The following is a 12,266-nucleotide window of genomic DNA, read 5'->3' as shown; positions in this document are numbered from 1 at the left end:
GTTGTTAACTTTGCAAGCCTGCTGATAGCTGATCCCGGTTGCCGGGGCGCGGAGGAGAACGTCTCCCGGACGATGAGACCGAGGAGCCAGATCATGACATTTCCCGTCAGTTCACATCAAGATGCCGCCGCGGCGGCCGAGACCGCGCGCGCGACCCCGATGAAGGCGCGGGTTCTGATTGCGGGCGCGGGCCCCGTTGGCCTGACGCTCGCCAATTATCTTGGCGGCTATGGCGTCGAGACGATCGTGATCGAGGCGCTGCCGGAGCTGATCGATTACCCGCGCGCCATCGGCATTGACGATGAGGCGATGCGCACGATGCAGGGCATCGGGCTCGCCGACAGGATCGAGCCGCACACCACGCCCTTGCACTGGATGCGGTTCCTGACCGCGAAGGGCCGCTGCTGGGCCTCTCTTGAACCGAAAACCGACGAGTTCGGCTGGTCGCGACGCAATGCCTTCATCCAACCGCAGGCCGACCGGATTCTTTACGAGGGGCTTTCCCGCTTCAGCCACGTGAAGGTCCTGTTCGCGACCGAATTCAAGAGCCTGAAGCAGGACGCGGACGGCGTGGTCGCGACGGTGGAAGGTCCGGATGGTCCCTTCACCATCGATGCTGACTATATGGTCGGCGCAGATGGCGGCCGCAGTCCGGTCCGCGAGGCATTGGGCCTTGCCTTCGAAGGTAAGACGGCCGCCAATCAATGGATGGTCGTCGATGTCGAGAACGATCCCGTCGGCACGCCCAATGTCTACCTGGTCTGCGATCCGAAGCGGCCTTACGTTTCTGCCGCCTTGCCGCACGGCGTGCGCCGTTTCGAATTCATGGTGATGAAGGATGAGGACGAAGCCCATTTCGAGCGTCCCGACGTCATGCGCGCCCTGCTTGCCAAGGTTCTGGAAAAGCCGGAAAAGGCAAAGCTGATCCGCCGCCGCATTTACAATCACAATGCCAGGCTTGCCAATCGCTTCCGCGTGGGGCGGGTCATGCTTGCCGGCGACGCCGCCCATATCATGCCGGTCTGGCAGGGGCAGGGCTATAACAGCGGTATTCGCGACGCCGCCAATCTCGGCTGGAAGCTGGCCATGGTGGTGAATGGTCGTCTGGGTCCGGACATTCTCGATACCTATGAGAGCGAGCGGCGCAGCCATGCCAAGGCGATGATCGACCTGTCGGTCATGGTCGGCAAGGTGTTCAATCCGCCGTATGCGTTTCTCGGCACGGTGCGCGATGGCGTCACCCGGTTTTTGAACCTGTTTCCCGCCGTCAAGCGCTACATCGTCGAGATGCGCTTCAAGCCGATGCCGCGTTTTACCGAAGGCGCTCTCGTGCCAAGTCGCGTCAAAAGCAAGGAAAGCCCGGTCGGTCGCCTGTTCATCCAGCCGCGGGTGCGCACCGTCACGGGTGAGGTCAGGCGCATGGACGACCTGATCGGTCCCAACTTCGCAATCCTCTCCTGGGGCAACAATCCGCTGCAATATATGGATGCCGACCAGGTCGCGATGTGGCAGGCGCTCGGCGCGGTCTTCATCTGTGTGAAGCCGGACGTGCAGCTCGGCGTCAGGCCCGATGAGGCGCTCGGCTTCGGAACAGATGCGATGAACGGCGTCGTCGAGATCGGCGATCAGCAGGGCCGGCTGAAGGAATGGTTCGGCAACTGGCCGGAATCCGTGGTCTTCCTGCGGCCCGACCGCGTGGTGGCGGCCACGGCCACGCCGCTGACGGTGACCGAGGTCTCGCGTTCGCTGGCGCGCGCCATGTCCTATCCCGGCAAGCCGCAGCGGATGGCGGTGGCGAAGGAGGCGTGATCATGGTCGATCCCGCATTGGTCCGGCAACTCGCGGGCGCGCTTCTTGCCGCCGAGGAAACGGCAAAGCCCATCGCCCCGATCCGTGATGCCATGCCCGACGATGACGGCGAGACCGCCTATGCGGTCCAGCGCGCCAATGTCGAGCATTGGGTGTCGTCCGGTCGGCGGGTCGTCGGCAGCAAGATCGGGCTGACGGCCAAGGCCGTGCAGGCGCAGCTTGGCGTCGATCAGCCGGATTTCGGCACGCTTTTCGCCGACATGATCTATGGCGATGACGAGGAAATGCCTTTTGCGCGGGTGATGCAGCCGAAGGCGGAGGCGGAGATCGCGCTGGTGCTGAAGGCCGACCTCAAGGCGGCCGACACGACGCTGGTCGAACTGATCCGCGCCGTCGACTTTGCGCTTCCCGCGATTGAGATCGTCGGCAGCCGGATTGCAGACTGGAATATCCGCTTCAACGACACGGTTGCCGACAACGCATCGTCCGGGCTCGTGGTTCTGGGCGGCGTTCCGGTGCCGCTTGCCGGCCTTGATCTCAAAACTCTCTCAATGGCCATGACCCGGAACGGCGAAACGGTTTCGACCGGTTCCGGCGCGGCCTGCCTCGGCCATCCGCTCAACGCGGCGCTGTGGCTGGCGCGCAAAATGGCCACCTTTGGAACACCGCTTCTGGCCGGCGATCTCATCATGACCGGCGCGCTCGGGCCCATGGTCCCGGTTTCACCCGGAGACCAGCTTGAGGCCGACATTGAAGGCCTTGGGTCGGTTCGCGCCGCTTTCGGTAACAATCTGGACTGAACAGCAAGCCGGACCGGGTTTTCATGGAGGCGACCCGGCTGCCGGCATCATATTTTTGAGGAGGAAAACCAAAATGATCAAACGCAGATATTTTCTCGGTGCGGCATTGGCTGCAACCGCGCTGACGGCAGGGTTTCCAGCCTTCGCAGCGGACGATACCGTCAAGGTTGGCGTGGTTCTGTCGCTGTCCGGGCCGTTCAGCATCTACGGCACCCAGATGCAGAACGGCATCGACCTGTTCATGAAACAGCATGGCGATGAGGTTGCAGGCAAGAAGATCGAGCTGATCGTCAAGGATGACGGCGGTATTGCCCCCGACCGCGCCCGCCGCGCGGTGCAGGATCTTCTGGTGCGCGATCATGTCGATGTCCTGGCCGGGTTCACCTTCACCGCTTCGGCCATGGCCTCCGCGCCGTTGGCCGAGAAAACCAAAACGGCAATGATCGTGATGAACGCATCATCGTCGCATATCACCGATGCCAACCCCTATATGATCCGCGTCGGCCAGACCCTGCCGCAGATCACCGAGCCGGCCGGTCGCTTTGCCGCCGAACAGGGCTACGAGAATGTTTACACGCTGGTGGCCGACATCACCGCCGGTCACGATGCGGAAACAGCCTTCATTCGCGGTTTGACGACCAATGGCGGCACTGTTGCGGGAAGCCTGCGCGTTCCGGCGCAAAACCCGGATTTCGCTCCGTTCATCCAGCGCATCAAGGACGCCAAGCCGGATGCGGTGTTCGTCTGGCTGCCGCCGGGCGAGGCGACGATCAACTTCATCAAGGAGTTCGACCAGCGCGGCCTCAAGGAAGCGGGCATCACCATGCTCGGCACGGGCGATCTCACCGACGAGCTGACCATCCGCCAGACCGGCGATGCCGGGCTCGGCGTGGTGACCACCGGCCATTATGCGATGGCGCATGATTCCGACCTCAATCGGGAATTCGTGCAAGCCTATCTTGCCGCCTATCCCGATGATCCGTGGCCGAATTTCCTCTCGGTTTCGGCCTATGACGGCATGGCCGCGCTTTACTACGCGCTGGAAAAGACCGGCGGCGATGCCTCGGGCCCGGCCATCACCGAGGCGCTGAAGGGCGCGACCATAGAAAGCCCGCGTGGACCGATCACCGTCGATCCGGAAAACCGCGACATCGTTCAGACCATCTATGTCCGCAAGGTCGAGGCGGTCGACGGCAATCTCGCCAATGTCGAGTTTTTCGAATTTCCCGAAAGCCGGGACATGACGCCTTGAGGCCAGAGACGGGGCGGCTCTGCCCCCCCGTCTTCCTTTTTCGGAGCTTTGAATGGCAGGTAATATTGTCGGCATTCTCTTCGACGGATTGGCCTATGGCAGCTTGCTGTTTCTGGTCGGCGTCGGGCTTTCCATCACCATGGGACTGATGAATTTCATCAATCTGGCCCATGGGTCGTTCGCCATGATCGGCGGTTACGCAAGCGTCTATCTGGCCAACAGGGCGGGTATTCCCTTTCTCGCCACCCTGCCGCTCGCCTTTGTGGCTGCGGGGCTCTGCGGTATCGTCGCCGAGCGTCTTCTGTTTCAAAGGCTCTACAAGGCGCCGCATCTCGACCAGATGCTGTTTACTGTCGGTTTCGTGTTCTCCTCGATTGCAGCCGCGCACTATTTCTTCGGCGCGTCGCAGCAGTTCGTAGCGATGCCGGACATGCTGCAAGGGCAGGTCCGGTTCATGGGCGTCGATTTCGGCAAATACCGGCTGCTTCTGATCGCCTTTGTCGCCGCTGTCACGCTGGCGCTCCACCTGATGCTGTCGAAGACCCGCTTCGGCGCGGAAATCCGCGCCGCCGTCGACAATCAGGATGCGGCGGCGGGCCTTGGCATCAATGTCAATCTGGTCTTTGCCCTCTGTTTTGCGCTGGGCACCGGTCTTGCCGGTCTCGGCGGCGCGCTGGGCGTGGAAGTGCTCGGGCTCGACCCGACCTTCCCTCTGAAATACATGGTCTATTTCCTGCTGGTCGTGGTTGTCGGCGGCGCAGGCTCGATCAGGGGGCCGTTGATCGCCGCATTGCTGCTTGGTGTTTTCGATGTCGCGGGCAAGTATTTCGTGCCGGAAATCGGCGCCTTCATCATCTATGTCATGATGATCGTGCTGCTGATCGCGTTTCCCTCCGGTCTTGGGGGTAAGCGCGCATGACAATCCGTTTTCAGGCCGTCCAGAGGCTCGCGTCGCCGCGCCCGCGCCTTGCCGAAATTGTCTTCTGGCTGCTGCCGGCCGCCCTCTATTTCCTGCTGCCTTTCGACCGGGCGCTCGTTCTGTCACTGATGACCTATGCCATCGCGGTTCTCGGCCTTGATCTGGTGCTCGGCTATGCCGGCATCGTGTCGCTCGGCCATGCCGCCTTCTTCGGCATCGGCGCCTATACTGCGGGGCTTCTATCCGTCAATGGTTGGCGCGAGCCCTTGAGCGGGCTTTTGATCGCTGGCGCGCTGACGCTCGCCATCGGCTATCTGACCAGCTTCCTTGTCGTGCGCGGCAAGGATCTGACCCGGTTGATGGTGACGCTCGGCATCTGTCTCGTGACCTATGAACTTGCCAATCGCATGAGCGGCGTGACCGGCGGCATGGACGGGCTTTCCGGCATCGAAATGGCGCCGCTTTTCGGCACCTTCGAATTCGATTTCTTCGGCAACACTGCCTATTGGTATGCCTATGCGGTGCTCGCCATCGTTTTTGTCGCGCTGAAGTTTTTCGCTTCCTCGCCGCTCGGCCTGTCGCTGCGCGCCATCCGCGAGGGCGTTAACCGGATGCCCGCCCTTGGCGCGTCGGTCAACAACCGGTTGCAGGTCGCCTTCACCCTTTCGGCCGGGATCGCCGGCATTGCCGGCGGGCTGATGGCGCAGACGACGCAATTCGTCGGCGTCGATTCCCTTTCGGTTACCCGTTCGGCCGAATTCCTGGTGATGCTTGTCCTTGGCGGCACGGGCCGGCTTTACGGCGCGGTAATCGGCACGGCCGTGTTCGTGGTCGCCCATGATTTTCTCAATGAGGTCGATCCGGTCTACTGGGAGTTCTGGATGGGCGTGCTGCTGATGGCGGTGGTGTTTTTCCTGCGCGGCGGGCTGACCGGCGGCGCCAGCGATCTGCTGCGCTTCATTGCTTCCAAGGGCCTTCCGGCCCTGCGCAAGAGGGAGCCGGCGGAATGAAACACGATACCAGTTTCCTTTCCAAAAGCGCGGGCTTTGCACTGGCAACCGAGGGCCTGTCGAAAAGCTGGGGCGGTTTTCAGGCCAACAGCGATATCAGCTTCGCCCTGCCCACCGGCGCGCGTCATGCGCTGATCGGGCCGAATGGCGCGGGCAAGACCACCTTCATCAACATGCTCACCGGCGTGTTGCCGCCGACCGCCGGCAAGGTATTCATCGGCGGCGAGGATGTGACGCAGACCTCGCAGGAGGAGCGGGTGCGCAAGGGCATGGCCCGCACGTTCCAGATCAACACGCTGTTTCCCAAGCTCACGGTTCTCGAAAGCGTGTTGCTGGCGATACTGGAGCGCAAGGGGCTTACCCGGCAGTGGTTCCGCCCGCTGCAAAGCCATACGGTCGAAATCGAGGAGGCGCTCGACCTGATCCAGGATCTAGGGCTTGAAAACCAGGCAGGCAGCGCGGTCGAGACGCTTGCCTATGGCAAGCAGCGTCTGGTCGAGATTGCACTGGCGCTGGCATCCAGGCCACACATTCTCCTGCTCGATGAGCCGGCGGCCGGCATTCCGGCGGGCGAAAGTACCGAGGTTTTCAACGTCATTGCCAGACTGCCCGCCGATGTCAGCATTCTGTTCATCGAGCACGACATGGAACTGGTGCGCCGGTTTGCCGAGCGCATCACCGTTCTGGTCTCGGGCAGGGTGCTGACCGAGGGAACGCCGGACGAGATCATGAGCGACCGCCGCGTCCGCGAAGTCTATCTCGGGGAGGGCGGCCATGACTGATCTTCTGACCCTTGAGGGCGTTTGCGCCGGTTATGGCGAGGCCAGCGTGCTCGACAATGTCTCGTTTTCCATGGCAGGCGGCGACAGTATCGCGCTTTTAGGGCGCAACGGCGTCGGCAAGTCGACGCTGATGCGCACGCTGATGGGGCTGACGCGCCATCGGGCGGGCGTGATCCGTTTCAACGGCGCCGATATCACCTCGCTTGCCACGCATAAACGCGCCCATGCCGGTCTCGGCTGGGTGCCGCAGGAGCGGGCGATGTTTCCCTCGCTCACCGTCGAGGAACACCTGACGACGGTGGCGCGGCCGGGGCCGTGGGATCTCGGCGCGGTCTACGAGGTGTTTCCGCGTCTCAAGGAACGCCGCGCCAATATGGGCAACCAGCTCTCCGGCGGCGAACAGCAGATGCTGGCGATAGCCCGCGCGCTGATGACCAATCCGCGCCTGCTGCTGCTCGATGAGCCGATGGAAGGCCTAGCGCCGATCATCATTCAGGAGCTGGCCCAGGTCGTGCGGGAGCTGATCCGCGACCGAGGGCTTTCGGTGATCGTTGTCGAACAGCATGCGCGTCTGGCGCTGTCGATGACGGCGCGCGCCATCGTGCTTGATCGCGGGCGGATCGTCCACCAATCGGCGAGCGCGGAACTTCTTGAGGATCACGAGAAACTGAGCCGCCTCGTGGCGGTCGCCGCCTGACCGGGCGGACAAAGGATTGACGGAAAAGGACAGGTCATGACGGAAAAGATCAAGTGCGCGATTATCGGGTCCGGGAATATTGGCTCGGATCTGATGATCAAGGTGATGCGAACCTCCGATGTGATTGAAATGGGTGCCATGGTCGGCATCGATCCGCAATCCGACGGTCTGGCGCGGGCAAAGCGGCTTGGTGTGGCGACCACCCATGAAGGCATTGAAGGTCTTCTGAAAATGCCGGAATACAGGGATATTCAGGTCGTTTTCGACGCGACGTCGGCGCGCGCCCATGTTTCCAACAACGCGATCCTGCAAAGGGACGGCAAGAAGGTCATCGATCTGACGCCGGCCGCGATCGGCGCGTTCACCATTCCCGCGATCAATGGCGACGCGAATATCGACGAGCCCAATGTCAATATGGTCACCTGCGGCGGCCAGGCGACGATCCCGATGGTTCATGCCGTGTCTCGGGTTTCGCGCCGCACCGTCTATGGCGAGATCGTTGCCTCGATTTCCTCGAAATCCGCCGGTCCGGGCACCCGCGCGAATATCGACGAGTTCACCGAAACCACCTCGAAGGCGATCGAGCTTCTGGGCGGGGCCGAGCGCGGCAAGGCGATCATCATTCTCAATCCCGCCGAACCGCCGCTGATCATGCGCGACACGGTTTTCGTGCTGTCGCAGGGGGCGTCGCGGGACGATATCGAACGTTCGGTTGCCGACATGGCCGAGACGGTCCGTGGCTATGTGCCCGGATACCGGCTGAAGCAGCGTGTGCAGTTCGAGGAGATCGGCGACAACCAGCCGGTGCGGATGCCGGGCATTGGCCTTGCCACGGGACTGAAGACCACGATCTTTCTGGAGGTGGAAGGGGCGGCCCATTATCTGCCCGCCTATGCCGGAAACCTCGACATCATGACGTCTGCCGCGCTCAGAACCGCCAATCACTGGGCCGCAAAAACCATCACGGAAAGGGCCGCATAATGAGCCGGAGCAACAGGGACAAACTCTATATTCAGGATGTGACGCTGCGTGACGGCATGCATGCGATGCGTCATCAATACAGCCTCGACGATGTCCGTGACATCGCCCGCGCTCTGGACCGGGCCGGTGTCGACGCCATCGAAATCACCCATGGCGACGGTCTGGCGGGCTCGACCTTCAATTACGGCTTTGGCCGTCATGATGATATCGAATGGATCGCGGCGGTCGCCGAAGTGTGCGAAAACGCCGCCGTCACCGTCCTGCTCCTGCCGGGCATCGGAACCGTGCATGAGCTTGAGCAGGCCCATCGGGCCGGCGCGCGTTCGGTGCGGATCGCGACCCATTGCACCGAGGCGGATGTCTCGCGCCAGCATATCGAGGCGGCGCGCGCGCTCGGCATGGATACGGTGGGTTTCCTGATGATGGCGCATATGGCGGAGCCTGCAAAGCTTGCCGAGCAGGCAAGGCTGATGGAAAGCTATGGCGCGGAATGCGTCTACGTGACCGATTCCGCCGGCGCGCTGCTGCCGGACCAGTATCGCGACCGCGTTACGGCGCTGCGTGATGCGCTGAAGCCGGAAACCGAGGTCGGCGTCCACACCCATCACAATCTGGCGCTGGGCATTGCCAATGCGGTCGCCGGCATCGAGGCGGGTGCGGCGCGCGTCGATGCCTCGCTTGCGGGCATGGGCGCCGGCGCCGGCAATGCGCCGCTCGAAGTGCTGATCGCCGTCCTCAACCGCATGGGGATCGCTACGGGCTGCGACCTGTTCGCCCTGATGGATGCCGCAGACGATCTGGTGCGCCCGTTGCAGGAGCGGCCGGTGCGCGTCGATCGCGAAAGCCTGTCGCTCGGCTATGCCGGCGTCTATTCCAGCTTCCTGCGGCATGCGGAGAACGCCTCCAAGACCTACGGCGTCGATGCACGCGACATCCTGATCGAGCTCGGTGAGCGCCGGATGATCGGCGGCCAGGAAGACATGATCGTCGATGTCGCTCTCGACATGCTCGCAACGCGCCGGAAGCGTTCGGCCTGACGACGGTTTGGTCGACGCGCCTGGCTGAATGCCCTCTCCCGCGATAATGGCGAGCGTGGCATGAAATCCAGCCGATCACGGATATCCGCAGCGATCCTCCTGTTCGTCGGCCATGTCCGGCCACCCCCCCTCCCGGAATCTGCCTTTTCAGACTTTCACACGCTTCATGCTGTCGACGAGGTCAAACGTTGACAGATGCAAAATTGTAATACAAGTTGATAATATGAATATCTTATGATCCTCGGAAAGCCTTCCGCAACCAAATAAGAGTCGTGAACGCGGCGACCCCTTCTCGTGCAACATCAAAGGTTGAAGACCGAAGGAGTTTTGTTTTGAGCCAGGCCGCTTCCAATACGACCTTCTCCCGGATCGGGTGGGGATTTCATGGCTGATGTCGGCGTATCCGGTTCCCGCCGGGGGTGGCAGATCGGCAAGGCGGGCAAGGGGCTGGCCGGCGCGCTGGTGCTCGTGGCCTTCTGGGAAATGCTCCGGTCGAGCGGAGTGGTCGATCCGCGCGACCTGCCTTCGGTCCTTGCCATTCTCCGTTCTTTCGTCATGCAGATCACCAATGGCGCTCTCGTTCTCGCGGCGCTTCAGACCCTGTTTTCGTGGGCGATCGGCATGGCGGTCGCCATGGTGTTAGGAACCGCGCTCGGCATTCTCCTGGCGCTGGTTCCCTGGCTGGAACGGGCGAGCCGGCCGACGCTGGAATTCCTGCGCCCGATCCCTTCGGTGGCCCTCATTCCGGTGGCCCTGATGGCGCTCGGGATCGGCGTCGCGATGCAGGTCTCGCTGATCACCTTTGCCAGTATCTGGCCGATCCTGTTCGCCGCGCGCCAGGGCGTGGAGGCCATCGATCCGCGCTATTTCGATGTCGGCCGGGTCTGGGGCCTCGGGCAGGCGGGCCGGATCGCGCGCATCGTGCTTCCTGCCGCCTTGCCATCGATTGCGACCGGCACCCGGATCGCCGCCTCCGTGGCGCTGGCGCTGTCGATCACCGTGGAATTGCTGACCGGACGGCCGGGGCTGGGCGCGGTGCTGCAGGCCGCGCGCCTGTCGGGACAGACCGCGGACATGTGGGCCGTGGTGTTTTGCGCCGGGATCATGGGGCAGGGGATCAACATGGTCTTCCTGCGCATCGAACGCGCCCTGTTTCCATGGAGTGGAGAGCATCTTGCCTGATCGCCAAAAACTGACGATCCTGTTCGTCCAGGGGCTGTTCATCGCGCTCCTCGTGGCTGTTTGGCAATGGGCCGCGATTGCCCATCCCGCGCCCTATCTGCCGCGGATCGGCCCGATCATCGAGGCGTGGCTTTCCTATTTCCGAGCGCCGCTTCTACACCAGGCGACCTGGCCCAGCTTGTATCGCCTGCTTGCCGGCTTCTGGATAGGCGGGGGGCTTGGTGTCGTGTTCGGACTGGCGCTGGGGCAGGCGCGCGGTCTCATCGACTGGACGCGGCCGACGCTTGAATTCCTGCGCTTCATTCCCGCGGTCGCCATTCTTCCGGGCGCGCTCGTGATCCTCGGGCCGACCGATGGCATGCGGATTTTTATCATCGCCTTCGGGTCTTTCTTTCCCGTGCTGCTTGCCACGCTTGACGGCACAAGGCGGATCGAGCCGCTTCTGCTCGATGTGGCGAAGATTGAGGGGCTGAAGCCGGTGACGGTTTCGTGCCGCGTGATCCTGCCCGCCACCTTGCCGGCGATCTTCGCGGGCCTGCGCATCGCGCTCGGCATGGCGCTGATCATGATGATCATCTCCGAACTCATGGCCGCGACGAACGGGATCGGGGTCGCGATGCTGCGCGCGCAGCGCCTGTTCCAGAGCGCGAAAGTCTATGGCGGCGTTCTGGCCATCGGCACGATCAGCATTGTCCTCACACTGGCGCTTCTGGCCGTGGAGCGCCGGGTGCTGCGCTGGCACATCGGATGGAGAGAGGGCGCGAAATGACAGCTTTGACACGGACGGAAACGACGATGGGCACCGAACTTCTGAAGGCCGAGAATTTGACCAAGGCTTATGCCGGCAACGCGACCCCGGTGCTGGGCGGCGTCGATTTCGCCCAGACCGAAGGCGAGTTCCTCTCGGTGGTCGGCCCCTCCGGCTGCGGAAAGACCACGCTTCTGCGCTGTCTGTCCGGTCTGATGCGGCCGGATGCGGGTGGCGTCTCGCACCGGGGCGAAAGCTTCACCCGGCCGCCGGAATGGCTCTCGATCGTGTTCCAGGACTATAATCGCAGCCTGTTCCCATGGCTCACCGTGCGCGGCAATGTCGGTTTCGGCTTGCGCGAACGCGACCGGGCAAAGAAGGCGGCGATGGTGGATGACGCGATCGATGCCGTCGGTCTTTCCCATGCCGCCGATCTTCACCCCTGGCAGATTTCGGGCGGGATGCAGCAACGCTGCGCGCTGGCGCGTTCGCTGGTGTCCTCGCCGGGCCTGCTGCTGCTCGACGAACCCTTCGCATCGGTGGATGCGCAGACCCGGATCGATCTTCAGGACCTGTTGATGAAGCTGGTTGCCGAGCGCGGCATCTCCGCGCTCCTGGTCACCCATGACATCGATGAAGCGGTGTTCATGGGCGACCGGGTGGTGGTGCTGTCGACCCGGCCCGCCCGCGTGGTGGAGGAGGTGGTCGTCGACCTTCCCAAGCCGCGCGATCAGCTCGCCACCAAGGAGAGCCCGCGTTTCCTCGAACTGCGTCACCATGTCTACACTTCGGTGCGTCGGCAAGCCGGGGCGGCCGTCTGAGCCGCCCCCAACAACAAAAAGAAGATCAGAAAAACCTCACCAGAGAGAGAACAAATCCATGTACAAAACCCTGAAAACCCTGATCGTTTCCGCCGCGATGGCCGTGACCACGCTGTCGGCCCTGCCGCAGCCTGCCGTAGCGCAGGACCTGACCAAGGTCCGTGTTGGCTACATTCCCGTCGGCGTCTATGCCTATCTATGGCGGGCCCGCGATGCCGGCTATTTCGC

Annotated in this window: 12 protein-coding genes; all 12 read left to right on the top strand. The window is 62.9% G+C overall.

The window, feature by feature from the left end:
• Nucleotides 1–93 precede the first annotated feature (93 nt).
• The 12 genes from B4E36_RS10735 to B4E36_RS10680 all read left to right on the top strand — a co-directional run bounded on the left by B4E36_RS10735 (nucleotide 94) and on the right by B4E36_RS10680 (nucleotide 12,038).
• Nucleotides 94–1,809 carry a bifunctional 3-(3-hydroxy-phenyl)propionate/3-hydroxycinnamic acid hydroxylase gene (locus B4E36_RS10735; RefSeq protein ID WP_292056395.1) on the top strand — a complete coding sequence of 572 codons (1,716 nt, stop codon included), beginning with the start codon at nucleotides 94–96 and terminating at the stop codon, nucleotides 1,807–1,809.
• Between the two features lie 2 nt (nucleotides 1,810–1,811).
• Nucleotides 1,812–2,609 carry a 2-keto-4-pentenoate hydratase gene (gene mhpD, locus B4E36_RS10730; protein ID WP_292056397.1) on the top strand — a complete coding sequence of 266 codons (798 nt, stop codon included), beginning with the start codon at nucleotides 1,812–1,814 and terminating at the stop codon, nucleotides 2,607–2,609.
• A gap of 73 nt (nucleotides 2,610–2,682) precedes the next feature.
• Nucleotides 2,683–3,861, top strand: a complete 1,179-nt coding sequence (locus tag B4E36_RS10725) for an ABC transporter substrate-binding protein (RefSeq protein WP_292056398.1) — start codon at nucleotides 2,683–2,685, stop codon at nucleotides 3,859–3,861.
• Between the two features lie 52 nt (nucleotides 3,862–3,913).
• Nucleotides 3,914–4,780 (top strand): branched-chain amino acid ABC transporter permease, encoded by an 867-nt coding sequence (locus tag B4E36_RS10720; protein WP_292056399.1) that lies wholly within the window; start codon nucleotides 3,914–3,916, stop codon nucleotides 4,778–4,780.
• Complete coding sequence (locus B4E36_RS10715; RefSeq protein ID WP_292056401.1) at nucleotides 4,777–5,790, top strand: branched-chain amino acid ABC transporter permease; 1,014 nt, start codon at nucleotides 4,777–4,779, stop codon at nucleotides 5,788–5,790. Before B4E36_RS10720 ends, B4E36_RS10715 begins: the two co-directional genes overlap by 4 nt.
• Nucleotides 5,787–6,572: an ABC transporter ATP-binding protein gene (locus tag B4E36_RS10710; RefSeq protein WP_345900331.1), complete on the top strand. Its 786-nt coding sequence runs from the start codon at nucleotides 5,787–5,789 to the stop codon at nucleotides 6,570–6,572. Before B4E36_RS10715 ends, B4E36_RS10710 begins: the two co-directional genes overlap by 4 nt.
• Nucleotides 6,565–7,269: an ABC transporter ATP-binding protein gene (locus tag B4E36_RS10705; protein ID WP_345900330.1), complete on the top strand. Its 705-nt coding sequence runs from the start codon at nucleotides 6,565–6,567 to the stop codon at nucleotides 7,267–7,269. The genes B4E36_RS10710 and B4E36_RS10705 overlap by 8 nt, the downstream gene beginning before the upstream one ends.
• Nucleotides 7,270–7,305: 36 nt before the next feature.
• Entirely contained in the window at nucleotides 7,306–8,250 is a 945-nt protein-coding gene (locus B4E36_RS10700; protein WP_292056407.1) for an acetaldehyde dehydrogenase (acetylating), read from the top strand.
• Entirely contained in the window at nucleotides 8,250–9,287 is a 1,038-nt protein-coding gene (gene dmpG, locus B4E36_RS10695; protein WP_292056409.1) for a 4-hydroxy-2-oxovalerate aldolase, read from the top strand. The genes B4E36_RS10700 and dmpG overlap by 1 nt, the downstream gene beginning before the upstream one ends.
• A gap of 384 nt (nucleotides 9,288–9,671) precedes the next feature.
• Nucleotides 9,672–10,469: an ABC transporter permease gene (locus B4E36_RS10690; protein ID WP_292056411.1), complete on the top strand. Its 798-nt coding sequence runs from the start codon at nucleotides 9,672–9,674 to the stop codon at nucleotides 10,467–10,469.
• The gene (locus B4E36_RS10685; RefSeq protein WP_292056414.1) at nucleotides 10,462–11,238 is read left to right on the top strand and encodes an ABC transporter permease; all 777 of its coding nucleotides are present in this window, start codon (nucleotides 10,462–10,464) and stop codon (nucleotides 11,236–11,238) included. Before B4E36_RS10690 ends, B4E36_RS10685 begins: the two co-directional genes overlap by 8 nt.
• A gap of 26 nt (nucleotides 11,239–11,264) precedes the next feature.
• On the top strand, nucleotides 11,265–12,038 hold the full coding sequence (locus B4E36_RS10680; protein ID WP_292056416.1) for an ABC transporter ATP-binding protein: 774 nt from the start codon (nucleotides 11,265–11,267) through the stop codon (nucleotides 12,036–12,038).
• The last annotated feature ends 228 nt before the right edge of the window (nucleotides 12,039–12,266 follow it).

Origin of the sequence: Martelella sp. UBA3392 (assembly GCF_002358775.1) — a bacterium.
Taxonomy (GTDB): domain Bacteria; phylum Pseudomonadota; class Alphaproteobacteria; order Rhizobiales; family Rhizobiaceae; genus Martelella; species Martelella mediterranea.
This window is presented reverse-complemented; position numbering and strand designations above follow the sequence as displayed.

Bases quoted from the DNA above. Each gene is read 5' to 3' on its own strand.
- B4E36_RS10735 (WP_292056395.1), top strand. From the start codon at position 94: ATGACATTTCCCGTCAGTTCACATCAAGATGCCGCCGCGGCGGCCGAG.
- B4E36_RS10700 (WP_292056407.1), top strand. From the start codon at position 7,306: ATGACGGAAAAGATCAAGTGCGCGATTATCGGGTCCGGGAATATTGGC.
- B4E36_RS10725 (WP_292056398.1), top strand. From the start codon at position 2,683: ATGATCAAACGCAGATATTTTCTCGGTGCGGCATTGGCTGCAACCGCG.
- B4E36_RS10705 (WP_345900330.1), top strand. From the start codon at position 6,565: ATGACTGATCTTCTGACCCTTGAGGGCGTTTGCGCCGGTTATGGCGAG.
- B4E36_RS10680 (WP_292056416.1), top strand. From the start codon at position 11,265: ATGGGCACCGAACTTCTGAAGGCCGAGAATTTGACCAAGGCTTATGCC.
- dmpG (WP_292056409.1), top strand. From the start codon at position 8,250: ATGAGCCGGAGCAACAGGGACAAACTCTATATTCAGGATGTGACGCTG.
- B4E36_RS10715 (WP_292056401.1), top strand. From the start codon at position 4,777: ATGACAATCCGTTTTCAGGCCGTCCAGAGGCTCGCGTCGCCGCGCCCG.
- B4E36_RS10710 (WP_345900331.1), top strand. From the start codon at position 5,787: ATGAAACACGATACCAGTTTCCTTTCCAAAAGCGCGGGCTTTGCACTG.
- mhpD (WP_292056397.1), top strand. From the start codon at position 1,812: ATGGTCGATCCCGCATTGGTCCGGCAACTCGCGGGCGCGCTTCTTGCC.
- B4E36_RS10690 (WP_292056411.1), top strand. From the start codon at position 9,672: ATGGCTGATGTCGGCGTATCCGGTTCCCGCCGGGGGTGGCAGATCGGC.
- B4E36_RS10720 (WP_292056399.1), top strand. From the start codon at position 3,914: ATGGCAGGTAATATTGTCGGCATTCTCTTCGACGGATTGGCCTATGGC.